This window comes from Xanthomonas sp. CPBF 426 (genome assembly GCF_903989465.1).
Lineage (GTDB): Bacteria > Pseudomonadota > Gammaproteobacteria > Xanthomonadales > Xanthomonadaceae > Xanthomonas > Xanthomonas euroxanthea.
Genome location: NZ_LR861805.1, coordinates 3,684,019 through 3,707,713, shown reverse-complemented (window position 1 = coordinate 3,707,713; position 23,695 = coordinate 3,684,019). Strand labels below are relative to the sequence as shown.

Annotated in this window: 16 protein-coding genes; 12 read left to right on the top strand and 4 right to left on the bottom strand. The window is 65.7% G+C overall.

Annotated elements, in window-relative coordinates; genetic code table 11:
- Window positions 1-22: 22 nt before the first annotated feature.
- The 4 genes from H7A87_RS15715 (at window position 23) to H7A87_RS15700 (ending at window position 3,885) form a co-directional block, all read left to right on the top strand.
- The gene (locus H7A87_RS15715) at window positions 23-682 is read left to right on the top strand and encodes a serine/threonine-protein kinase (RefSeq protein ID WP_119127444.1); all 660 of its coding nucleotides are present in this window, start codon (window positions 23-25) and stop codon (window positions 680-682) included.
- Between the two features lie 128 nt (window positions 683-810).
- Window positions 811-1,626, top strand: a complete 816-nt coding sequence (locus H7A87_RS15710) for an NAD(P)-dependent oxidoreductase (protein ID WP_104584049.1) — start codon at window positions 811-813, stop codon at window positions 1,624-1,626.
- A 218-nt stretch (window positions 1,627-1,844) separates the two neighbouring features.
- Window positions 1,845-2,834, top strand: a complete 990-nt coding sequence (locus tag H7A87_RS15705) for a YiiG family protein (protein ID WP_119127446.1) — start codon at window positions 1,845-1,847, stop codon at window positions 2,832-2,834.
- Between the two features lie 109 nt (window positions 2,835-2,943).
- A complete protein-coding gene (locus tag H7A87_RS15700; protein ID WP_232087862.1) occupies window positions 2,944-3,885 on the top strand; it encodes a YiiG family protein in 942 nt (313 codons plus the stop codon).
- Between the two features lie 587 nt (window positions 3,886-4,472).
- On the opposite strand, the gene H7A87_RS15695 is transcribed toward H7A87_RS15700, so the two are convergent.
- The gene (locus H7A87_RS15695) at window positions 4,473-5,345 is read right to left on the bottom strand and encodes an ion transporter (RefSeq protein WP_104584053.1); all 873 of its coding nucleotides are present in this window, start codon (window positions 5,343-5,345) and stop codon (window positions 4,473-4,475) included.
- Between the two features lie 72 nt (window positions 5,346-5,417).
- On the opposite strand from H7A87_RS15695, the gene H7A87_RS15690 reads away from it, so the two are divergent.
- Window positions 5,418-6,644 (top strand): acetylornithine transaminase, encoded by a 1,227-nt coding sequence (locus H7A87_RS15690; RefSeq protein ID WP_119127448.1) that lies wholly within the window; start codon window positions 5,418-5,420, stop codon window positions 6,642-6,644.
- A 544-nt stretch (window positions 6,645-7,188) separates the two neighbouring features.
- Here the strand turns inward: H7A87_RS15690 and H7A87_RS15685 are convergent.
- Entirely contained in the window at window positions 7,189-7,806 is a 618-nt protein-coding gene (locus tag H7A87_RS15685) for an HAD-IA family hydrolase (protein WP_119127450.1), read from the bottom strand.
- Window positions 7,807-8,103: 297 nt separating this feature from the next.
- Here H7A87_RS15685 and H7A87_RS15680 point away from each other — a divergent pair, with 297 nt between their 5' ends.
- The 6 genes from H7A87_RS15680 to azu all read left to right on the top strand — a co-directional run bounded on the left by H7A87_RS15680 (window position 8,104) and on the right by azu (window position 14,813).
- The gene (locus H7A87_RS15680; RefSeq protein ID WP_180497039.1) at window positions 8,104-10,386 is read left to right on the top strand and encodes a TonB-dependent receptor; all 2,283 of its coding nucleotides are present in this window, start codon (window positions 8,104-8,106) and stop codon (window positions 10,384-10,386) included.
- Between the two features lie 87 nt (window positions 10,387-10,473).
- The gene (locus H7A87_RS15675) at window positions 10,474-12,081 is read left to right on the top strand and encodes a flavin monoamine oxidase family protein (RefSeq protein WP_180496753.1); all 1,608 of its coding nucleotides are present in this window, start codon (window positions 10,474-10,476) and stop codon (window positions 12,079-12,081) included.
- A complete protein-coding gene (locus H7A87_RS15670; RefSeq protein WP_104584058.1) occupies window positions 12,078-12,503 on the top strand; it encodes a cytochrome c in 426 nt (141 codons plus the stop codon). Before H7A87_RS15675 ends, H7A87_RS15670 begins: the two co-directional genes overlap by 4 nt.
- A gap of 32 nt (window positions 12,504-12,535) precedes the next feature.
- Entirely contained in the window at window positions 12,536-13,039 is a 504-nt protein-coding gene (locus tag H7A87_RS15665) for a RidA family protein (protein ID WP_119127456.1), read from the top strand.
- Between the two features lie 30 nt (window positions 13,040-13,069).
- On the top strand, window positions 13,070-14,272 hold the full coding sequence (locus tag H7A87_RS15660; protein ID WP_119127458.1) for a pyridoxal phosphate-dependent aminotransferase: 1,203 nt from the start codon (window positions 13,070-13,072) through the stop codon (window positions 14,270-14,272).
- Window positions 14,273-14,363: 91 nt separating this feature from the next.
- Window positions 14,364-14,813 carry an azurin gene (gene azu / locus H7A87_RS15655; protein WP_119127460.1) on the top strand — a complete coding sequence of 150 codons (450 nt, stop codon included), beginning with the start codon at window positions 14,364-14,366 and terminating at the stop codon, window positions 14,811-14,813.
- Window positions 14,814-15,119: 306 nt separating this feature from the next.
- Here the strand turns inward: azu and H7A87_RS15650 are convergent, their stop codons facing one another.
- Window positions 15,120-17,888 (bottom strand): LuxR C-terminal-related transcriptional regulator, encoded by a 2,769-nt coding sequence (locus tag H7A87_RS15650; protein ID WP_119127462.1) that lies wholly within the window; start codon window positions 17,886-17,888, stop codon window positions 15,120-15,122.
- 486 nt (window positions 17,889-18,374) lie between these two features.
- Window positions 18,375-19,664, bottom strand: a complete 1,290-nt coding sequence (gene hemL / locus H7A87_RS15645; protein WP_104584063.1) for a glutamate-1-semialdehyde 2,1-aminomutase — start codon at window positions 19,662-19,664, stop codon at window positions 18,375-18,377.
- Window positions 19,665-19,971: 307 nt separating this feature from the next.
- Between hemL and H7A87_RS15640 the strand changes: the two genes are divergently transcribed.
- Entirely contained in the window at window positions 19,972-23,148 is a 3,177-nt protein-coding gene (locus H7A87_RS15640; RefSeq protein ID WP_180496751.1) for a TonB-dependent receptor plug domain-containing protein, read from the top strand.
- Window positions 23,149-23,695: the final 547 nt, after the last annotated feature.

Here is a 23,695-nt window from a genome sequence, read left to right as displayed (position 1 = left end):
GGCGCCCCGCCTACAATGGGGGATGAGTGACGATCCCGCCGCCAATCTGCCGCTGAAGTCCGATACCTTCGGGCGCATCCTGTTGATCCGCGAGGCCGACCGCCTGTTCGTGCGGCGCGACCTGAGCGTGGCGCCGTGGCTGTTGCGCGGAGTGGCCTGGTGGCTGGCGCGGCGCGAAGCGTTGGCCCTGCGCCAGCTGGATGGCTTGCCACGCACGCCGCGGCTGTTGCGCTGGGACGGGCGCCATCTGGATCGCAGCTATCTGGCCGGCGATGCGATGTACCGGCGCCCGCCGCGTGGCGATCTGGCCTACTTCCGCTGCGCGCGCAGGTTGTTGCAGCAGTTGCATCGGCGCGGCGTGGCGCATAACGATCTGGCCAAGGAGGCAAACTGGCTGGTGCAGGACGACGGCAGCCCGGCGGTGATCGATTTCCAGCTGGCGGTACGCGGCAATCCCCGTGCGCGCTGGATGCGCCTGCTTGCCCGCGAAGACCTGCGCCACCTGCTCAAGCACAAGCGCATGTATTGCCCGGCCGCGATCACCCCGGTGGAACGCCGCGTGCTCAAGCGCACCTCCTGGGTACGCAAGCTGTGGTTTGCCACCGGCAAACCGATCTATCGCTTCGTGACCCGCCGCGTGCTGCACTGGGAAGACAACGAGGGGCAGGGGCCGAAGCCCTGAAGTGCCGGGACTCGGGAATCGGGAGTAGGGAATCGGTAGGGCGCATCGCGGCAGCTGATCGTGCGTCGGCTGCTGGACGTACAAGGCGCTAAGATTTTGCGATCCCCCATTCTCGACTCCCGATTCCCATGACCCTAAACGGCAAAACCCTCTTCATCACCGGTGCCTCGCGCGGGATTGGCTTGGCGATTGCGTTGCGGGCGGCGCGGGATGGGGCCAATGTGGCGATTGCGGCCAAATCGGCGGTGGCCAATCCCAAGTTGCCCGGCACCATCCATAGCGCGGCCGCGGCGGTGACGGCGGCCGGTGGGCAGGCGCTGGCACTCAAATGCGATATCCGCGACGACGACCAGGTGCGTGCGGCCGTGGCCGCCACGGTCGATGCCTTCGGCGGTATCGACATCCTGGTCAACAATGCCAGTGCGATCTGGTTGCGTGGTGCGTTGGACACGCCGATGAAGCGCTTCGATCTGATGCAGCAGGTCAACGCACGCGGCAGTTTTCTGTGCGCACAGGCGTGCCTGCCGCATCTGTTGCAGGCGCCCAATCCGCACATCCTCACGCTGGCGCCGCCGCCGTCCTTGAACCCGGCGTGGTGGGGCGCGCATACCGGCTACACCCTGGCAAAGATGGGCATGAGCCTGGTGACCCTGGGGCTGGCAGCCGAGTTCGGCCCGCAAGGCGTGGCGATCAATGCGCTGTGGCCGCGCACCGTGATCGCCACCGATGCGATCAACATGATCGACGGCGTGGACGCGGCCGCGTGTCGCCGGCCGGAGATCATGGCCGACGCGGCGCATGCAGTGCTGACGCGCAAGGCGGCTGGATTCCATGGCCAGTTCCTGATCGACGACGATGTCCTGGCCCAGGCCGGCATCACCGACCTGAGTGGTTATGCGGTCGACCCGTCGCGTGCGCTGTTGCCGGATCTGTTTCTCGACTGAGCGCGGCCAACATCGCGGCCCGCGCTCGTAGGCGGGAGACGGAGCGCGACCGGGCCTCGACGCGCGCAGCTGCCGCGCTTCAAGGCGTGGGTGCGGCCCACCAGCAGTCGCGCCGTGGAGGCCTGGCTGCGGCCGGACCTGGGGCGAGCACACCCAGTTCACAGTCGGGTTTGCTATCGTGTGTAGTTGAAAACGTTTCCAACAAGGATGTACCGCGCGTGTCTCCGAAGTTTCGTGTGCTTGTTCTGGCGGTCTGCGTGTCCGCCCTGGTGGCCGCCTGTGGCGGCAAGTCGCAGCAGCCTGCAACCGGTGCCGACAGTGCCGATACCAAAACGACGGGAAGACAGCTGGATTCCCTGCAAGGCGTGACCGCCAAGCTCGGCGCCTATATCGACTGCTTCAACCGCGTCAACGCGAAGGTGCACGCCGGCGCCAGGTACTACACCGGCTGGATGCAGGACCCGTTCGCCGGCCCGACCGGTGACGAATCCGGCATGACCGGCCCGTACGATATCGACGATGGCGACATGCAGCAGTGCGACGCACCGGTCAGCGCGGCCGCTGCGGCGAAGCCAGCGCTGCCGGCGCTGGACAAGGCAGCAGGCGACTATCGCGCGGCATTGAAGGCACTGCAGCCGATCAGTCACGCAGTGGCCGATTACTACACCCGCCAGGATTACGAGGACGATCAGTTTGCCAAGGGCAAGCAGCTGCACCCGCAGCTGATGGAGGCACTGTCCACCTACGCCGATGCCAGCACCGCCTTCAGCGCCGAACTGGACGTGCAAAACGACGCGGCGCAACGCGAAAAACTCAAGACGCTGGAGCAGGGCGAAGGCCGCACACGCGAGTACTACCGGCTGGCGATGATGCTCGACGCCAAGCAGATCGCCGATGCACTGGAAGAGGAGCAGTTCGACGTGGCGCGTGCCAACGCGCTGCTGGACGGCTTCAACCGTCTCTCCGATGAAGCGCACGCCAAGGTGGCCGACCAGGAGCCGGGCAAGCTGGACTGGAACAGCTTTGAAACCGCTGCAGAAACCTTCCGCAGACAAGCCAAGGCGCGGGTGAAGCGCGTGGTCGAAAAAACGCCTTACAGCAAGATGGAGCAGGGCTGGCTGGATAGCCCCTCGCTGGCGCCCGAAGGCTCGCCGCGCAAGTTACTCAACACCTACAACGCGCTGGTGTTCCAAAGCAATCGTCAGTAATCACTGCTGTTTCCAGCCATCGCGCGCGTGCCGGGCGACCGGCTGCGCCGGATGCCTTTCGGCCGCACGCTGCGGCGCCACCTTCTTCAACCTATCAATGGAACGCCAGATGACCCATCAACTTCGTTATGCGCCGCTCGCCGCGGCGATCGCGTTCGCCGCACTGCTTGCCGGTTGCCAGAAAAACGCGCCCGCCGCCGCAGTGGAAGGCGCCGACAAGATCAATGCCTACATCACGTGCTTCAACGGTGTCGAGCAGCCGATCCATGAGAGCTACCAGCAATACATCGGCTGGATGCAGGACCCCGAGGCCGGCCCGACCGGCAAGGAGAGCGATATCCATGCACCGGGCACGGTGCTGTCGCATCACGTGGACGAATGCGGGGCGCCGATGACCGCGGCACTGGCGCAAACGCCCGCCAACCCCCAGCTCGATCCGGTGGCCAAGACCTATCAGGAACGCTTCACCACGCTCAACGAGCGTATCGGCGAAGCGGTGCGCTACTACGACCGCGAGGATTATCTGCGCGATGACGGCAAGGGCATGAAGGCGCTGCACGCGCCGTTGATGCAGGCCTATCACGCGTTCTTCGAGGCCGGCGAAGCCATGAATGCCGCACTCGAACGCAACGAAGACATGCGTCGCCAGGCGCAGATCGATGCGATCGAAAAGGAAGAGGGCCGCAGTGCCTCCTGGTATCACCTGAAGATCATCGGCGAAGGCAAGCAGCTGGTGCAGGTGCTCGACAGCGACACGCCGGATCTTGCCGCAGCGCAATCCCAGCTCGCACGCTACCAGGGCATTCTGGAAGAGGCACAGAAGGCCAAGGTCGGCCAGGGCGATGCGATGTGGGGCCACATGGAACGTTCTGCCGACAAGCTGGCGCGCGAGTCGGGACGACTGGTCGAGCGTATCCGCACCAAGACACCATTGAACAAGAGCGAGCAGATGCTGCTGGAAAGTGGCTCGCTCCCACCGGGCGGCACGCGCCAGGCCGTGCTGGCCAGCTACAACGATCTGATCGACATGAGCAATCGCATGTCGCATTGATGCTGCGCATTCATCTGTGGCGCGTTGCGTAAGCGCATCGAGCAGATGATTGTGCAAGCCTCAAAGATGCTGAAATCCTGACCTTCAGCGTTGTTAGATGGTCTCAAGCAAAAATGGTCGAGGGCGCGGTGCCCTCACCGCCTGCGGGACACGCCGTGAACCCGTCCCTGGGGCTCGGTGGCGGCATCCATGCCGCCACACGGTCCCGCAACCGGCGAGGACACTGCACCTGGAAGTTTCAAGGTTGCTTCATTGAAAGCCTGCTCATTGCTCGGCTTGTCTTGGATTACTAATTAGGCGTGCTCTTATGGAAGCGCGCACGTCATGCTCTGCTTGCACCCGCACACCGATCGTCTCGACCGGTCCTTGCCCGCTCACCGTCGCGGGACCCTGAGCGGCAGGGATGCCGCGCCAGAGCCTCCATGGACGTACTTGCGGCGTGTCCCGCGATGGTGGGCGGGCAAGGGCCTGCAGCAAAGTCGCAGATCATCGGCGCTACAGCTGATCTACAAGGCTGTCTATCAGCTGCTCTATCCGCGGCCACTGATCGGTGGCCGCAGTGGTCGCGTCAAGTCCGCAGCACCGCGTCAGCCGTTGGAACTCTCCGGTAGCGGCTCCGCACATTGCCGGCAATAACGTGCATCCGGCGCGTGGCCTTCCAGCCCGCACCGCGGGCAGTTGCGGGTATCGCGCTTGCCGGCGTGGCCGCCTTCGCGCAGCGTGCTGGCCAGTTCGGCGGTGTAGATGCCGGTGGGCACGGCGATGATGCTGTAGCCGATCAGGATCAGGGCCGAGGTGACGAAGCGGCCCAGCGTGGTCTGCGGCACCAGGTCGCCGAAGCCCACCGTGGCCATGGTCACGATGGCCCAGTACATGCTGGTCGGAATGCTGGTGAACCCATGTTGCGGGCCTTCGATCACATACATCGTGGCGCCGGCAATCACGGTGATGGTGAGCACGCTGAACAGGAACACCAGCACCTTGCGCCGGCTGCGCCAGAGCGCGTCCACCAGTTGCCCGCTTTCCTCGATGTAGCGGGTGAGCTTGAGGATGCGGAACAGGCGCAGGATGCGCAGCACGCGTACCACCAGCAGCGTCTGCGCACCCGGCACGAAGAACGACAGATAGCTGGGCAGGATCGACAGCAGATCGATCACGCCCCACACGCTGAGCGCGTAATGCAGCGGGCGCCGCACCACCGCCAGGCGCAACCCGTATTCGACCGTGAACAGGACCGTGAACGCCCATTCCAGCGGCACCAGCCAGTGCGCCGAATGCGAATGGATGCGCGGCACGCTGTCGATCATGATCACCATCACGCTGGTGAGGATCGCCACCACCAGCATCAGGTCGAAATTGCGCGACGGACGGGTGTCGTGCCGGTAGATGATGTCGAACCATTGCCGGCGCCAGCCGTGGTCGGTGGCGGGAGTGAGCTGGGGATCGGAGAAAGGGCGCATCCGCGCATTGTGCCGCAGGCCGGCGAATGCGCGAGAATGCGCGTTCTCCCTCCGCTTCTGCGACCCACCATCATGAGCACCGCTGCCGATTCGCCCCTGTCCCTCGCGCATTACTACCTGCCGGTGTACCGCCCGCGCCAGGTGGTGCTGGAGCGTGGCCAGGGCAGTCGCGTGTGGGACGACCAGGGCCGCGAGTATGTGGATCTGTCCGCCGGCATCGCGGTCAACGGGCTGGGGCACAACGATCCGGATCTGATGGCCGCGCTGACCGAACAGGCCGGCAAGCTGTGGCACACCAGCAACGTGTTCTTCAGCGCACCGCCGCTGCAGCTGGCCGAAGAGCTGGTGACCGCTTCGCGCTTCGCGCACAAGGTGTTCCTGTGCAACTCGGGGACCGAGGCCAACGAGGCGGCGATCAAGCTGGTACGCAAGTGGGCCAGCAGTCACGGCCGCGCGGCCGACAAGCGCGTCATCGTGACCTTCCGCGGCAGCTTCCACGGGCGCACCCTGGCTGCGGTCACCGCGACCGCGCAGCCCAAGTACCAGGAAGGCTACGAGCCGCTGCCCGGCGGGTTTCGCTATGTGGACTTCAACGACGTGGCGGCGCTGGAGGCGGCCATGGCCTCGGGCGATGTGGCCGCGGTGATGGTCGAGCCGATCCAGGGCGAGGGTGGGGTGATGCCGGCCGCGCCGGGTTTCCTGAGCCGCGTGCGCGCGCTGTGCGACCAGCACGATGCGCTGCTGGTGCTGGACGAGATCCAGTGCGGCATGGGCCGTACCGGCACGCTGTTCGCGCATTGGCAGGAGCAGGTGACGCCGGACATCGTGACGCTGGCCAAGGCGCTGGGTGGCGGCTTCCCGATCGGCGCAATGCTGGCCGGCCCGAAGGTGGCCGAGATCATGCAGTTCGGCGCGCATGGCACCACCTTCGGCGGTAATCCGCTGGCCGCGGCGGTGGCGCGGGTTGCGCTGCGCAAGCTGGCTTCGCCGCAGATCGCCGAGAATGTGGAGCGTCAGTCGGCGGCGCTGCGTGCCGGCCTGGAGGCGCTCAACGCCGAGTTCGGCCTGTTCACGCAGATCCGCGGACGCGGCCTGATGCTGGGCGCGGTACTTGCGCCGGCGCATGCCGGGCAGGCCGGCGCGATCCTGGATTTCGCCGCCAACCATGGCGTGTTGCTGTTGCAGGCGGGGCCGGATGTGCTGCGCTTCGTGCCGGCACTGAATCTGACCGATGCCGAGTTGGCCGATGGCCTGGCGCGCCTGCGCCTGGCCGTTGCCGAGTACGCCGCGCAGAAGTGATCGACCTCTGCGCTTCCTTGCGCCATCGCGACCGGCGCTGTGCCGGCGAGCGCGGTTGGGGAGGAGGCGCAGGTCGTTGTGTTTCCCGATTTGCGCCAGGCCCTGTCAGGGCACGTGGCGTTGTTGCCGCAGGTACCTGCGCGGCTGTTGCAGGATCTGCATGAAGACCGCGTTGCGTAGCTGATGCGGATTGCGTAGCGCGCGATGCAGCCCTCTTGCGGCAGCGATTGGATAACGGCGGGGGGCATGGAGGTTTGGGTTTTATCGCTCTACCGTACCCTCACCCCAACCCCTCTCCCGACGGGAGAGGGGCTCGCTTCTGCGTTCGCCGTTAACCCGACACCGACTCAAGGCGCCAACGCTGTCCCTGACCGTGGACGCCGACGCGTTCAATGCTGCGAGCAGCGTCTTGCGTCACCCCGAGAGAGTGACAGGTGTTCCGCGATGCTCAACGATTCCCCAATCCCCAATCCCCAATCCCCAATCCCCAATCCCCAATCCCCGATTCCCGATTCCCGATTCCCGATTCCCCAATCCCGGCCCTTCACCCCAGCCCATACCGCTTCAACACCCGCCGCAAGCCGCGCGCATCGCGCACCGTGTCCGCATGCAGGCCGGCGGCACGCGCGCCGCGCACGTTGACGAACAGGTCGTCGACAAACAACGTGCGTGACGCGGCCGCATCGAGCCGGGCGAGCGCGCGCTGATACACCGGCAGCTCCGGCTTGCGGCCGCCGAGGGCGCCGCTGCACAGCACGCGGTCCTGCAATAGCGGAAACAGCGCTGGCACGATCCGCTTGATCGCTTCCGCCATCAACGGCCCGTTGTTGGTGAGCACCGCCACCGCGGTCGTTGCCGACACCGCCAGTACCTGCGCCACTACCGCCGGCTCGGCGCGGCATGCCGCCACGCGCGCATCGATCCAGGTGGCGCGATCGATCACGCAGCCAAGCCCCTCGCCGAGCTGCGCCAGATAGGCCGACGTGTCGATCACGCCGGCATCGTAGGCGCGCTCCAGGCCCTGCTCGAACAAGACCTGTTGCACACGTTGCGGCGTGCATCCCGCCGCACTGGCAAGCGCAGCCAGACGACGCGGCCGCGAATAGCTGGCCAGCACGCCGTCGAAATCGAGCAGTAACAGGGACGGTGCGGCAGGCGGCATGGGTGGACTCGGGATGCGGCTGCGCAGCGTTGTCGATTCGGCGCGGCATGGCAAGTGCGCAAGACCTGGTATGTCCGGATGCCGGCAGGTGGGTGGGGACAGTCCCTATTCAGATCGTTGAATCCGGCAGCTACCTACCCACCCGCGCCGCCCCTACCCTCCGGGCGGCGCGTACAGCGGAACTGTGCTGGGTATGGTCGATGCATGCCGCATCCGCGGTGTCAGCCGGTCTTGGGGAGCGGGCCCGGTCACTCAGCACGTCACACCATCCAGGGGGTCGATTGCATGCGCAAGCGCTTGAACACCGATCAACTGGCGGCGTCGGTTGCCGCCATTCTCACCACTGCCACGCGTGGTCGCACGCTGGCTTCGATGACCTTGGTGCTGGCAGGCGCCCACAGCCTGCCGGTCCTGGCACAGGAAGCACGCACGCTGGACGCGGTCAGCGTGGTCGGCACCGGCTCCACGCGCACCACCGCCTCCATCTCCGTCGACGACATCCAGGCACAGGTGCCCGGCGTGGCACCGCAGCAGCTACTGGCGAGCCTGCCGGGCGTGAATGTCCAGACCACCGTTCCGTTCGGGCTGTACGAGTTCGGCGACTCGATGACCATCCGCGGCTTTTCCGCCAACCAGATTGGCGTGACCCTGGACGGCATCCCGATCGAAACCTTCGACACCCGCGAAGGCGGCCCGATCACCCGTTACGTGTCCAGCGAGAACCTGCTCGACGTCACCGTGTCGGCCGGCTCCGGCGATGTCACCCAGCCTTCGTACCACGCACTGGGCGGCGCGATCCGTTACACCAGCCTGCCACCGAAGGGCGGCGACAGCTGGAGCGGCAACCTCACCCAGACCATCGGCTCGGACGATTTGGTGCGCAGCTTCGTGCGCCTGGATACGCCGGATTGGTGGGACGGCGGCCCCAGCGCGTATCTGTCTGCCTCGCGCACGCAGGGCGGGGTGTGGGACATGGAGCCGGCCACGCAGAAGAGCGATCACTTCGAAGCCAAGATCCGCCAGGCCTGGGACGTGGGCAGCCTGACCCTGGGCTGGATCTACAACAACCGCAAGGACTACGACGTGCAGTCGTACAAATCCGACGGGTCGGTGTCGTGGGATCTGCATGAACGCATCACCGGCAATCCGGAAGTGGATGCCGAGCATTACAGTGAATGGCAGAACGGCCGCCGCGATTCGCTGCTCAGCCTGCACGGTGATTTCCTGTTCAACGATGCGATCGGTGTCACCTTCACCGGCTACTACGAAAACAAGCATGGTTATGGCGTCGGCGGCACGCCACCGAGCACGGCCACCGGCCTGTACAACGACGCCATCGCCGGCACGCCGGGTCGCACCGATATCGCCATCAACGACCCGCAGATCGTCGATGCCAACGGCAATGTCATCCGCGTCGGTGCGATGACCCGGCGCGAGGAAATCATGGGCGGGGATCGCTACGGCGTAACCAGTGCAGTGTCATGGGAGACCGAGCACAACAAGCTCGAAGTCGGCGCGTGGTACGAAAACTACGATTTCGATCAGGTGCGCCCGCTGTACAACCTGGACCCGGCCACCGGCGCGCTGCTGAAGGGCTCGCTGCCGATCGTGGTCTATTACGACAATCACTTCTCCACCGAGGTGAAGCAGCTTTACATCAAGGACACGCTGCGCCTGCTCGATGACCGGCTCACCATGGAATTCGGCGCCAAGGGGCTGGATGTCAAACGCGATTACAACGGCATCGCCAATCTCGATGATTTCAATGTCAGCGTGCGCCGCGACGTCACCATCAAGAACAGCGACTGGTTCCAGCCCCAGGTCGGCGCCAGCTTCCAGCTTGCCGAGGGCGTGCAGGTGTTCGCCAACTACGCGGAAAACTTCAGCTCGGCACCACGGCTGGCGCTGACCTCGGGGGCATTCAATCCGGATATCGCCCCGGAGGAATCCACCAATATCGATATCGGCATCCGCGCCGAATCCAGCCAGTGGAGCGGCTACATCGCCGCCTACAAGATCGATTACGAGAACCGCATCATCGCGCTGACCGACCCGGACCCGCTGGTGGTTGCGCCCACCGTCTACGCCAACGTCGGCGACGTGCAGACCTACGGGGCGGAAGTGTCCGGCATGTGGAAGCCGGCACCGGGATGGCGATTGGGGGCATCGCTGACCTGGAACAAGTCCGAGTTCCAGGACAACTATTTCGGCCCGGTCAGCGGCAGCCTGGTGCAGGTGGAAGGCAACGACGTGCCGGACTCGCCCAAGGTGATGTTCAGCCTCAACGGCGGTTGGGAGGGCGAGCATTTCTTCGCCAACCTCGACACCAAATATACCGGCAAGCGCTACGGCGACACGCTCAATACCGACCAGGTCGATGCCACCTTCATCGTCAACGGCAGCGTCGGCTATCAGGGCGAGGATGCCGGGTTTCTGGCCGGTGGGCGGCTGCAGTTGTCGGTCTACAACCTGTTCGACAAGGACGATGCGATCGGCGCGGTGTTCCCGAACGAAAGTTCCGGTTCGTACCAGTTGATCGCACCGCGCCAGCTGTTCGCCAGCCTGGCCTACAAATTCTGAGGCAGTGATGCGGCCGGCAGCGTTGCCGGCCGCGCCATCGGTGGTGTCCGTCGGACTCGATCCATGACATGCAAGGACTAAGCGTTGATGCAAGGCAATCATTCTGGGGCGATGACACGGCGGCAACTGCTGGCGCGCATCGGCATGACCGCTGGCGGCGCGATGATGTATCAGGCGATGAGCAGCCTGGGCATGGCGGCCGAATCCGATTTCAAGGGACCGTTGCAGCTGGATGGCGACCCGAAGGGCGCCTCGGTGCTGATCCTGGGGGCGGGGCTGGCCGGCATGGCGGCGGCCTTCGAACTGCGCAAGGCGGGGTACCGCGTGCAGTTGCTGGAATACAACGACCGCCCCGGCGGGCGTAACTGGACGCTGCGCGGCGGCGACCGCTACACCGAACTCGGCGGGGCGATGCAACATTGCCAGTTCGACGACGGGCTGTACCTCAATCCGGGGCCGTGGCGCATTCCGCATCACCACAAGGCGGTGCTGGGTTACTGCAAGCAATTCGGTGTGGCCCTGGAGGCATTCAACCAGGTCAACTACAACGCGCTGTTGCACAGCCAGCATGGCTTCGGCGGCAAACCGCAGCGCTTTCGCGCCATCGATGCCGATTACAAGGGGCACGTGTCCGAGTTGCTGGCCAAGTGCACCCAGCAGCAGGCGCTGGACACCACCGTGAGCCGCGAAGACCAGGAAGTGCTGCTGGAATCCCTGCGTACCTGGGGCGCGCTCGACCACAAGTTCGGCTACGTCAAGGGCAAGGACAGCAGCGAGCGGCGCGGTTTTGCGCGTTATCCCGGTGGCGGCCTGTCGGGCAAGCCCGAGTTCTCCGATCCCTTCAGCGTGCAGGACGTGCTGCACTCGCGTCTGTGGACCACGCTGGCGGCCGGCAACAACTACGAAATGCAGACCACCATGTTCCAGCCGGTGGGCGGCATGGACCAGATCGGCAAGGCATTCGCGTCCCGGCTCGGCGATGCCATCACCTACAACGCCAAGGTCACCAGGATCGATCAGGATGGCAACGGTGTGCGCGTGTCCTGGCAGGACGCCGCGCACGGCGGCGAAGAACGCATCGCCAGCGCCGATTGGTGTATCTGCACGATTCCGTTGTCGGTGCTCAGCCGCATTCCGGTCACCGCCAGTGACGCGATGACCACCGCGATCGGCCAGGTGCCGTATGCGGCATCGGTGAAAGTGGGCCTGCAATTCAAGCGCCGCTTCTGGGAAGAGGACGAGGCCATCTACGGCGGCATCAGCTACACCGATCTGCCGATCACCCTGATCAGCTATCCCAGCACCAACTATCACAGCCCCGGCAAGGGCGTGCTGCTCGGTGCGTATGTGTGGGGACTGGATGCTTACCAGTTCACCTCGATGTCCCCGGAGCAGCGCGTGCGCAAGACGGTCGAATACGGCACGCAGCTGCATCCGCAGTATCCGCGCGAGTTCGAGAACGGCATTTCGGTCGGCTGGCACCGCGTGCCGTTCACGCACGGCTGCTTCGGCATGTGGAGCGAGCAGGCGCGTGCCGAACACTACACGCCGCTGTGCCAGATCGACGGGCGCCTGGCGCTGGCCGGTGAACACGTCTCCTATATCCCGGCCTGGCAGGAAGGCGCGATCTTGTCCGCGCACGACGTCGTGGGCCGTCTGCATCGCAAAGTGCTGGCCGGAGGAGGTCGCGCATGAGCCTGTTATCACGGTTGGCCGCGGCCAGCTTTGTCGTTGCGATGGCTGCGTTGCTGGTGCCGCCAGGCACATACGACGCGCGGGCGCAGAGCTCCGATGCCACTCAGCTGTTTCCGCAGCAGGGCTTTGCCAAGGCATCCGGCCAGGACGTCTATCAGGCGATCTGCCAGGGCTGCCACATGCCGGGCGGGCGCGGTGCGCAGGGCGCGGGCGAATATCCCGCGCTTGCCGGCAACCCCAAGCTGGCCGCCGGCCCCTACGTCACCATGATGGTGCTCGACGGCCATGCGGGCATGCCCGGCTTCGGCGCGATGCTCAACGACCGCCAGGTGGCCGAGGTGGTGAGTTATGTGCGCACGCACTTCGGCAACGATCACGCCGAGCGCGTCACCGTCGACGACGTCAAATTGCTGCGCCACTGATTCTCCCTTTCTTTCTCATGCAAGGAGTTGCCATGTTCCGTCCAGTGACCACCGTTCTCACTGCTGCCCTGCTGTGGTCTGCAGGCCTCGCCGCTGCGCATGCGGCCGACGTGGTCCGCCACAAGATACCCAACAGCGATTTTCCCATTGCTGCTGCCGTGGAGATTCCCGCCGGCAAGGCCACCGTCTACGTCAGTGGCAAGGTGCCGGCGGTGGTGGATGCCAGTGCGCCCAAGGACTCGATCGCCGCCTATGGCGACACCAAGGCGCAGACGGTGAGCGTGTTGAACCAGATCAAGCAGCAACTCGCGGCGCTCGGCCTGGGCATGGGCGATGTGGTGAAGATGCAGGTGTTTCTGGTCGGTGATCCGGCCATGGGCGGCAAGATGGATTTCAACGGTTTCATGGAAGGTTACCGCCAGTTCTTCGGCACCAAGGAGCAGCCCAATCTGCCGGCGCGCTCGGCCTTCCAGATCGCCGCGCTCGGCAATCCGTTATATCGGGTGGAAATCGAAGTGGTCGCCGTTCGTCCTTGAATCCGTGCTGTCGTCCTGCTGGAGGTTGTCATGAAAACTGCTCTTTCGCGCCGCATGTTTCTCCGCGACTCCGCGCTGTTTGCCGGCGCCGCCGGTGCGAGTGCGCTGCCGCTGCTGGCCGGTGCCGCCGAACGCTCCGCCGCGATCGCGCCAACAGCGGCCGGTGCGTTGTCGCCGGTGATGATCGGCTCCAACGAGTTTCCCGATGGCCCGTCGGCGGCCGCGGTCAAGGCCATCGCGCAGATCGCACCGCAAGGCGGACGCTACCTGCGCGATGTGCAGATGGAGCTGATGGATACCCTGGCCGCCGAGCTCAAGCTGCCGGTCAACCACCTGATGGCCTACGCCGGTTCCACCGAACCGCTGGACTACACGATGCTGGCGTTCACCTCGCCCAGCGCCGCGCTCGTCACCGCCGATCCCACCTACGAATCCGGTTGGCGCGCCGCTACCCGCAACGGCGCAAAACTGATCAAGGTGCCGTTGCGCAAGGACTTCTCGCACGATGTGCAGGCGATGTGCGCCGCCGACGCCAGCCCCGGCGTGATCTACATCTGCAATCCCAACAACCCCACCGGCTCGGTCACCGCGCGCAAGGACCTGGACTATGCACTGGCGCACAAGCCCAAGGGCAGCGTGCTGGTGGTCGACGAGGCCTATATCCACTTTGCGCAGAGCACCAGCAGCGTGGTCGACATGGCTGCCGCGGGCGAAGACGTGGTGGTGCTGCGCACCTTCTCCAAACTCTACGGCATGGCCGGCATCCGCCTGGGCTACGCGGCCGCACGCCCGGACCTGCTGGCCAAGCTGATGTTCTACAGCGTCAACAGCCTGCCGGTGACCGCGGCTGCCGCAGGCCTGGCCAGCCTGCGCGATCCCGCACTGGTGCCGCAGCGGCGCGCACGCACCGCGGCCACACGCAAGGACGTAATGGCGTTTCTCGCCAAGCAGGGCTATGCCTGCACCACCTCGGAGAGCAACTGCTTCATGGTCGACGTGAAGCGGCCGGCCGCCGGCTTCAAGGACGACATGGCCACCCATGGCGTGTTCATCGGACGCAGCTGGCCGGTGTGGCCGACCTGGTCGCGGATCACTGTCGGCACCGATGCGGAGATGGCGCGCTTCAAGCAGGCCTTCGTGCAGGTGATTGCCGGCAAGCGCGGCCCGCTGCCGCTGCCGGAGGCCACGGCCGATGTACATGATCCGATGGATGCTTTTTTCCGCTACGCATGAGGCGTTACTCTGGCAACATCGGCGCATGCAGATGCGCTGGTGTGACCAGGCGCGCTGGGCGTCGCGCATCCCTTATTGCAGGAGTGTTCCTTTGAAAGTGTTTTCGACAGTTGCCGTGATTGGATTGGTGCTGCTGGCACCGTCGGCATGGGCGCGCACCTGCGCCGTCACCATCACCGGCAACGACCAGATGAAGTTCGACCAGAGCGCGATCAAGCTGGCACCCGACTGCACGCAGGTGGACCTGACGCTCAAGCACTCCGGCAAGATGGCCGCCACGGTGATGGGCCACAACTGGGTGCTGACCAAGTCCGCCGACTTCCAGGCAGTGGCCAATGCCGGCGTGCGCTCCACCATCGCCGACAGTTATCTGCCCAAGTCCGACGCGCGCGTGATCGCACACACCAAGGTCATCGGCGGCGGCGAGAGCACCACGGTGAGCTTTGCTACCAGCAAGTTGAGCAAGGGCGGCGACTACACCTTCTTCTGCTCGTTCCCCGGCCACTGGGCGATGATGAAGGGCACGCTGAGTTTCGGGTGAGGCATCAGCTGCCGCAGGCGCGTGGCCGCGGCAGGAGCGATAGGCGAGGGAGCTGGCACGCGGTCACGCCGCGTGCTCCAAGCAATCGTGAGCGGAGCGGACGGCAGCGCCAGCGACCGTCGTAGACGGTGCGCGGAGAACTGCGCGTAAAGGAAGGCGCGCTGTTGTGGCAGGCTCCATGTGTTGTCGTGACCGGGCCGTTTCTGGATGCCGAGATAGACCAGCTTGCCGCCGCGTGCAGGTGTCATCACCGCCTCCGGCCGCCCGAAGTGGCGTCTTGCCGCGCGTCAGCGCCGTAGCTGGAGGTCAGCCCGGCACCGTTTCCGAATTGCCTGGTGGATCGGCTGCGCGCAACAACCCGCGTTGCAAGGCCTGCGCCAACGCGCTTTCGCGGCTGCGTGCATCCAGCTTGCGATAGAGATTCTTCAAATGGAACTTGACGGTGTTTTCCGACAGATGCAAACAACGTGCGATCTGCTTGTTGGAATACCCGCGTGCCAGTTGCGCAAGCACTTCCAGCTCGCGTTCGCTGAAGATGTCGCCGGCCGGGTCTTCGTCGCCGCTGAGGCGTTCGAGCAGGGCCTGGATGGTGAGTGCGCGGGTGGTGCCGCCGACGGTATGCGGGTCGTGCTGGCGCAGCGAGCGCAGCATCGCCTTGGCCGGCAGTCCAAGTTCGACGATCGCCTGCCAGCTTTGCGTCAGTGCCACATGGTCGAGCGCGCTATACAGGTGCGGTAGCGCCGCGACCAGTTCGCCGCGTTGCTGCAGCACCAGGGCGATACGCGCGCGGGTGCGCGCGAGGTGGCACAGGTTGTCGTTGGCCAGACAGGCCTGTTCGATCTGGCCCAGGATGGTCAGCGCGGCGCTGCTGCGTCCGGCCAGCCGATGCCAGCGTGCCAGCGCAAAGCCCATCGCCGCGCGGTCGCGCCAGCGGTGGGGCGATCGCAGCGTATGCGCCAATCCGGATTCGCCGCCGGTGCGTGCGATCAGCACATCGATGGCGGCATTGCCCGGATGCTCCAGCAACAGCATCAAACGCCATGCTGCAGCTAGTTCCGACAGGCGCGTCAGCTTGCGCCCGTGCGCGATCTGCTCGACGTGTTCGAGCAGCGCCAAGGCACTACGCCCGCTGTGGTCGCGCACACGCTCCAATCCCAGCGCGGTGTCGTAGGCGGCGGCCAGCACGTCCATGCCGCCATCGTGCTGTTCCAGCAATTCCAGTGCCGGATGCAGCAGGTCGGCCGCGTCGTCGTGGTGGCCGCGTTCGTAATGCAGTTGTGCGAGCAGGCACTGGCCGGCGGCCTCCAGCACGCGATCCAGCTGCGGGGAGCGGGCGCACCAGTTCAGGGCCTGCCGGTAACAGGCTTCGGCGTCACCGAGCTGTCCGCGATAGAAAAAACTCTGGCCCAGCGCCAGCAGCGCCTGGCCCGCGCCTGGTTCGCTGCCGCCGCGCTGCATCGCATCGCGTGCGTTCAGTGCGTAGCGTTCGGCAGTTGCAAAGGCACCCTGCGCAATGGCGGTGGTGGCACAGATGCACAGCAGCATGCCGCGGCCCAGGTGGTCGTCCTCGTCCAGCGCGGAGGCTTGCGCGGCGATCTGGGTCAGACCATGCGGATTGCCGCAGATCTCGTCGAGGCGATCGCGCAACAGCGCCACCACCACCGTGTAGTCGCGTTGCAGGGGCTCGCGCAGCGCAGCCGGAAAGTCGCGGAAGCGTTCCAGCAGCAGGCGCGCATGGCTGAATTCGCCGAGCTTCGCGTGCAGATGTGCCTGGGTGAGATTCAGCGCCGGGGTGTCGCGGATGGTGCGGTGTTCGAAATGCCGCAGCAGTGCGCGTACCGCGTGCGTGCCGTGGGTCAGCACTAGTTGCCAGGTACCGGCGCGCGCGATGTAGCTGGCGGCCAGGTCGCCGCAATCGGCACGCGATGCGTGCCGCACCGCTTCGGCCAGGTACCGATGATCGCCAAACCAGCGTGCGGCCCGTTGATGCAGTTGCGTGGCCTGGCCAGGATGTTCGCGATCGAGCAGTTGCTGCAGGAAGTCGGCAAACAAGGGGTGATAGCGGAACCACTCGCGCTCGCCATCCATGGGCACCAGCAGGCCGTGGAAATGTTCCAGGCGCGCCAGCAGCCGGCCGCTGTCGTCGCACTGACGCACCGCATCGGCCAGCGCTGCGTTGACGCGCTCCAGGGGGCTGGTCCGCAACAGCAGGTCGCGCGTGTCGGCATCCAGGTCGTTGACCACCTGTTCGGCCAGATACGCGGCAATCTGCGCGCTGCGGCCGGAGAAGCGCGCGGCCACCTCCTGTTGACGCTGCGCGCCGCCTTCCAGCCACAAGCGCGCCAGATGCAGCGCCACCGGCCAGCCTTCGGTGTAGCGCAGCAATTCGTCCACGACCGGCGCCGGCACCTGGGGGCCCAGCAACGCCTGCGCTTCGGGCTCATCCAGTGCCAGCTGCGCGCTGCCGAGACGGCTGAGCTGCGCCTGCAGATCCAGCCGCGCCAGCGGCAGTGCCGGTACGCGCCGGGTCGCCAGCAACAGGTGCAGACGTCCGCCGCCGTGTTCGACCAGGCGCAGCACCAGCTCGTCGACGATGCCGCTGCCGAGCCGGTCGTAATCGTCGAGGATCATGCTGATGCGCCGGGGCGCCGTGCGTAGCGCGCGGAGCAGCACCGTCACCGCCTCGCGTGGATCCTGGTCGCGGTTGTGCAGCACCGCCGCACACAGTGCCGGATCGGCGCCTGCGTGCTGGAGCGCCAACGCCAGGTGGCCAAGGAAGCGCGCGGCATCGGTGTCCTCTTCGTCCAGCGACAGCCAGGCCACGGCGTGGTCGCGCGCGCGCAGCTGCGCATGCCACTGCGCCAGCAGTGTGGTCTTGCCGAATCCGGGCGGCGCCAGCAGCAGGGTGAGCGGCCGGGCTTGCGCCTGATCCAGCGCCGCCAGCAAGGTGCTGCGCACCACCGCTCCGGGACGCGGCAGCGGCGGCTCCAGCTTGCTGGCGAGCAGCCAATCGGGAACAGCGGAATCGCGCGGCGGTGAGGGGCGCGGCGTGAGCAACGCAACAGGCTTGAGCATGAGGCGAGGGCGGCCCTGGCAAGCGTCGGCAGCGCGCCGGCTCGACACGCTGCAGATCGTGATGAAACAGCGGCGATGCACAGGCGTCACCGTGACCGGCGACAACGTCCATCGGCTGCTTCGAGGGTCCCCACCCATGCCCGTCCATGGACACCTTTCAGAAAGGTATGACAGCCACAAGACAAAAGCAAAGCCTGTCGCTACGCCGCCGCCTGAATGGAGCCTGCGGTGGCGCAGGGTGTGCGCCACCGCTAGGAACGGCCGGGCCCGTCTGGACGCCATCGAGCCGGCTGCAGCGCCGGCGCCGCGCCTGTTCAGCGTCGGCGGGGGCCTAAAGAGCGTCTCAGGCCCGCACCGATGCCCGGCGTCTTGCGCGGCCAGCGTCACCAGCAGCCACCGCGACGCAGGCGATGACACCTCACTTTCAACGCACCACAAAGGTCAGCGTTGCCGGGCCCGTCGCCGGCAACGCAACGCCTGGATGCCTCAGTGCGCCACTTCCGCAAACGCCTCGCGCGCGGCGGCCAGCGTGGCATCGATCACCGCCGCATCGTGCGCGCTGGACATGAAGCCGGCCTCGTACGCCGACGGCGCCAGATACACGCCCCGCTGCAGCATCGCGTGGAAGAAACGGTTGAAGGTGGTGATGTCGCAGGCGGTGGCTTGCGCGTAGCTCTCCACGATGTCGTCGGTGAAGAACAAGCCGAACATGCCGCCGACCTGGTTGGTGGTGACGGCAACGCCGGCGGCGCGCGCGGCATCTTCCAGTCCCTCGCACAACACGCTGGTGGCCTCGCTCAGGCGGGCGTGGAAGCCCGGCTCCTGCACCAGCTCCAGCATCGCCAGGCCGGCCGCCATCGCCACCGGGTTACCCGACAAGGTGCCGGCCTGGTAGATCGGGCCGGCCGGCGCGATCTGCTCCATCAAGTCGCGCCGGCCACCGTAGGCGCCCACCGGCATGCCGCCGCCGATGATCTTGCCGAAGGTGCTCAGGTCCGGGGTCACTCCGTAGTGCGCCTGCGCACCGCCCAGCGCGACGCGGAAACCGGTCATCACCTCGTCGAAGATCAGCAGCGCGCCGTGCCGCGTGCACAGCGTGCGCAGGTGCTGCAGGTAACCGGCCTGCGGCGGAATGCAGTTGGCGTTGCCGACCACCGGCTCGATGATCACCGCGGCCACGTCGGCGCCGATCTCGTCGAACATGGCGGTGGCGCCTTCGAAGTCGTTGAAGGAGAGGGTGGCGGTCAGCTCGCTCAGGCCGGGTGGCACGCCCGGCGAGGTCGGTACGCCCAGGGTCAGCATGCCGCTGCCGGCCTTGACCAGGAACGAGTCGCCATGGCCGTGATAACAGCCTTCGAACTTGATGATGCGGCTGCGCCCGGTGGCGCCGCGTGCCAGGCGCACCGCCGACAGCGTGGCTTCGGTGCCGGAATTGACCATGCGCACCATCTCGCAGGACGGCACCAGCCGATGGATCGTCTCGGCCATGGTGACCTCGGCCGCACACGGCGCGCCGAACGACAGGCCATCGCGGATCGCGCGCTCCACCGCTTCGCGCACCGCGGGGTGATTGTGGCCGGCAATCATCGGCCCCCACGAGCCCACGTAATCGATATAGCGGTTGTCGTCCACGTCATACAGATACGGGCCATCGGCGCGTGCCACGAAGAACGGCTCGCCGCCGACCGACTTGAATGCACGCACCGGTGAGTTGACGCCGCCGGGCAGCAGCGTCTGCGCCTGGGCGAACAGGGCGTGGGAGCGGGTGTGGTTCATGCGCGCAGATCCTTGAGTGGTACCGATTGGGGGCGGCGCTGCCCGACTGCGGGCGGCGCACCCGCCATTGTCAGGCTTGCGGCCCCCGTCCGCCTACCCACCAGATGCCTGCCTACCCGTCGGAGCGCACGGGTAGGGCGATCCGGCTGCCTATGATCGAACGCAAGGGTATCGACGGTTTGGCATGAGCAAATGACCGGTGGTCATTGGTCTGCTGCGGCAGATGTTCAGAGAGTGTGATTCCGGTAGCCATTGGCGCCGTTCATTTTTGTCGCGTTGCCGACAGTTCCAGACTTGGGGAGAAAACATGAACCGTAGTATCCAGAAGCGTGCCTTGGCGTTGGCGCTGGTCGTGGCCATGGGGAGCGTCCACGCGCAGTCCACCAGCGGCAGCATCGTCGGCAGTGTGGGACAGAGCAGCGGCACCAGCGTGCTGGTGGAAAACAACAGCGGTTTTAGCCGCGAAGTGCCGGTGGATGCACGCGGCCGGTACACCGCCGGCAATCTGCCGCTGGGCACCTACAAGGTCACGGTCAAGCGCGATGGCGCGGTGGTGGAAACCCGCGAAAACGTCGCGATCACCGTCGGCGCCAACACCGACGTCTCGTTCGCTGCCGCTTCGGGGAGCGGCATGCAGACCCTGGACAGCGTCACCGTCACCGCCGCGGGCCTGACCACCATCGACGTCAGCAGCGTGGACACCCGCACCGTGGTCACCGCCGAGCAGCTGCAGCAGCTGCCGCTGGGCCGCACTGCCGAGGCAATCGCGCTGCTGGCACCGGGCGTGGTGGTCAACAGCGGCGGCTTCGACAATGGCCCGCTCGGTGGCTCGCTGCCCAGCTTCGGCGGCTCGGCCGCCAGCGAAAACGCCTATTACCTCAATGGTTTCAACACCACCACCATCAGCAACAACCTGGGTGGTCTGACCCTGCCGTACGGCGCCATCGACCAGCAGGAAATCTTCACCGGCGGCTATGGCGCGCAGTACGGCCGCGCCAATGGCGGCGTGATCAACCAGATCGGCAAGCGCGGCACCAACGAGTGGAAATTTGGCGCGGCGGTGATCTGGGAACCCAATGGCCTGCGTGCCAATCAGCGCGATATCTACTGGCGCCCGGACAGCCAGGGCAGCGCGATCAACAACGCCGCCTACCGCTATGCGCGCGCGGCCAATGGCCTGTACCAGCCGGCCAGCGAGGCCGAAGCCAATCAGACCACCTACAGCGCCTATGTCGGCGGGCCGATCATCCAGGACAAGCTGTTCTTCTTCCTGGCTGCCGAGCAGGTGGATTCGGACGGCGTACGCGTCGGCACCAATCGCGACACCGACAACGGACGCACCGGCGGCCTCACCGATTACGACTACAAGCAGAAACGCTGGTACGCCAAGGTGGACTGGAACATCACCGACAACCACCTGATCGAGGTGACCGGCGCCAGCGACGAGGCGGAGACCAACGGGTCGATCTACCGCTACGACTATGTCAATCGCCAGCGCGGCAGCTATTTCACCGACGAATCCACCTGGAAGACCGGCCCGACCTTGTTCACCGGCAAGTACACCGGCTATCTCAGCGACAACCTCACCGTGACCGCGCTGTACGGCAAGATGAAGACGCCCGACGAGCTGACGCCCTTCAACTACGACGCGGCCGGCGGCCCGGTCATCAACAGCGCTGCGTTGCAGAATCCGGCCTACACCGGCGGCACCCCGCGCATCGGCAATCAGCTGGTCACCTCGGTCAGTTCACCGGACCGCGAATACAAGAAAGACAATCAGCGCCTGAATCTGGAATGGCGTATCGGCCACCACACGCTCAACTTCGGTATCGACAACCAGAAGTCCGAAGGTATCGATGTGGGTTCGGTGCTGTCCGGCCCCGGCTTTGCGTGGACCTACGGCCAGACCAACGATCCCAATGGCGTGCGGACGGGCGGACTGGTCAGTCAGTCGGCCAACGAAGCCGGCGGCATCGGCGCGCCGAGCCCGGGCCTGGTCGATCCGGTCAATGGGTCCAGCGGCTACTACGTGGTGCGCAACATCAACACCAGCCTGTACTCCTACGAGGCCAAGCAGCGCGCCTACTACATCGAAGACAAGTGGCAGGTCACCGACAACCTGTTGTTGAGCATCGGCCTGCGCAAGGACGAATTCACCAACTACACCCCGTTCGGCGACCCGTACATCGAAGTGGATAACGCCTGGGCGCCACGCCTGGGCTTCAGCTGGGACGTCAACGGCGATTCCAGCCTGAAGGTGTTCGGCAACCTCGGCCGCTATTACCTTGGCCTGCCGCTGTCGGCAGTAAGCCTGTTCACCCCGGCCACCACCACCGATACCTACTTCACCTACAGCGGCATCAATGCCGATGGCACGCCGGTTCTGGCGCAGCAGCTGGGGTCGGCGGTGTCGGCCAACTCGCGCTTCGGCCGCATCGCCGATGTGCGCACTGCAGTGGTCAAGGACATCGAGGGCGAGAACCAGGACGAAGTCATCCTCGGTTTCACCAAGCAGCTGGAGACCGGCTGGGTGCTGGGCGTGCGCGGCACGCATCGCCGCCTCAATGCGGGTATCGACGATCAGAACTACGACGTCTCCAATACCGCATTGATCGCCGCTGCGGCCGCGCAGGGCGTGACCATCGATTTCTCGCAGGTTGCCGGCGCATCGCTGATCAATCCCGGCCAGACCAATACCTGGGGCGTGATCGGCACCGATGGCCAGTTCCATGAGGTATCGGTGAGCCGCGAAGCGGCGGGTTTCCCGAAGTTCAAGCGCAACTACTCGGCAGTCGAGTTCAACCTGGAACGTCCGTTCGACGGCAAGTGGTACGCCAAGGTCAACTACGTCTGGTCGCATAGCTACGGCACCACCGAGGGCCAGGTGCGTTCGGACCTGTGGCGCACCGGTGGCGCCTTGGGCAGCTACCAGGGCCAGGCCTCGGTCTCCACCACGCAGAGCTGGGACCACGCGGCGCTGATGGAACACTTCAACGGCGATCAGTCCAACGATCACCGCCATCAGCTCAAGTTGTTCGGCTTCTACCAGTTCACTCCGCAATGGGGTGCGTCGGCCAACTTCAGCCTGATCTCCGGCGCACCGCACAATTGCCTGGGCAACTACTACGGCGACAACTACACCGGCACCGATCCGGCCGGCTATGGCGGCAGCGCGATCACCGGCGGTCCTTACCACTACTGCTACAACCCGGAAACCGGCACCGGCGTGGCTTCGCCTCCCGGCTCGCAGGGACGGCTGGGCTGGATCGCGCAGCTCGACATGGGCGTGACCTACAAGCCGGCATTCGCCGCCGGCAAGCTGGCACTGCGTTTCGACGTGTTCAACATCACCAACGAGCAGACCGCAACCAACATCTATCCGTTCTCGCAGTTGCCCGACAACACCACCAACCCGCTCTGGGACCAGGTCGTGGCCTATCAGGCACCGCGCTCGGGCCGGGTGACATTGAGCTACGACTTCTGATCGAGGCAGGTAATAAGGTTAGCGCCGGCAGCGACGCGTGATGGCACGCGTCGCTGCCTTGTTTTTGGTGTTTGGGTGCTGGCGCTCAAGCCGCTTCAGTCATCTGACGTACGACGCGCGGCAGGTGTAGAGCGGTTGATCTGCGGCTTGGCTGCAGGGGCCTTGCCCGCCCACCGTCGCGGGACACGCTGCAAGTACGTCCCTGTAAGCTCTTACGCGGCATCCATGCCGCGTAAGGTCCCGCGACGGTGGGCGGGCAAGGACCTGTCGAGATGGTCGGTGTGCGTGGTCAAGAGCGGAGCATGACGTGCGCTGGTCGTATCACGTTGCCTCAGGAAATCCCGCATCGCAGTTCCAGCGGCATGCAGGCTTTCCACAAGCGCACTCCGAGTTTCTCACTCAACGCAGGTCTCGCAACACCCAGGGGTTGCCTGACCACCGACCAATTGCCTGGTGCGGTGTCCTCGCCGATTGCGGAACTCTGGCGGCCTGGATGCCGCCACGCAGCCTCCAGGGACGGATGCACGGCGCGTCCCGCGAGCGGTGA

What these genes read in the sequence shown, in the direction of transcription:
- H7A87_RS15715 (WP_119127444.1), top strand. Translation starts at nt 23, where the DNA reads ATGAGTGACGATCCCGCCGCCAATCTGCCGCTGAAGTCCGATACCTTC.
- H7A87_RS15710 (WP_104584049.1), top strand. Translation starts at nt 811, where the DNA reads ATGACCCTAAACGGCAAAACCCTCTTCATCACCGGTGCCTCGCGCGGG.
- H7A87_RS15700 (WP_232087862.1), top strand. Translation starts at nt 2,944, where the DNA reads ATGACCCATCAACTTCGTTATGCGCCGCTCGCCGCGGCGATCGCGTTC.
- H7A87_RS15695 (WP_104584053.1), bottom strand. Translation starts at nt 5,345, where the DNA reads ATGCGCCCTTTCTCCGATCCCCAGCTCACTCCCGCCACCGACCACGGC.
- H7A87_RS15690 (WP_119127448.1), top strand. Translation starts at nt 5,418, where the DNA reads ATGAGCACCGCTGCCGATTCGCCCCTGTCCCTCGCGCATTACTACCTG.
- H7A87_RS15685 (WP_119127450.1), bottom strand. Translation starts at nt 7,806, where the DNA reads ATGCCGCCTGCCGCACCGTCCCTGTTACTGCTCGATTTCGACGGCGTG.
- H7A87_RS15675 (WP_180496753.1), top strand. Translation starts at nt 10,474, where the DNA reads ATGCAAGGCAATCATTCTGGGGCGATGACACGGCGGCAACTGCTGGCG.
- H7A87_RS15670 (WP_104584058.1), top strand. Translation starts at nt 12,078, where the DNA reads ATGAGCCTGTTATCACGGTTGGCCGCGGCCAGCTTTGTCGTTGCGATG.
- H7A87_RS15665 (WP_119127456.1), top strand. Translation starts at nt 12,536, where the DNA reads ATGTTCCGTCCAGTGACCACCGTTCTCACTGCTGCCCTGCTGTGGTCT.
- H7A87_RS15660 (WP_119127458.1), top strand. Translation starts at nt 13,070, where the DNA reads ATGAAAACTGCTCTTTCGCGCCGCATGTTTCTCCGCGACTCCGCGCTG.
- H7A87_RS15650 (WP_119127462.1), bottom strand. Translation starts at nt 17,888, where the DNA reads ATGCTCAAGCCTGTTGCGTTGCTCACGCCGCGCCCCTCACCGCCGCGC.
- hemL (WP_104584063.1), bottom strand. Translation starts at nt 19,664, where the DNA reads ATGAACCACACCCGCTCCCACGCCCTGTTCGCCCAGGCGCAGACGCTG.
- H7A87_RS15640 (WP_180496751.1), top strand. Translation starts at nt 19,972, where the DNA reads ATGAACCGTAGTATCCAGAAGCGTGCCTTGGCGTTGGCGCTGGTCGTG.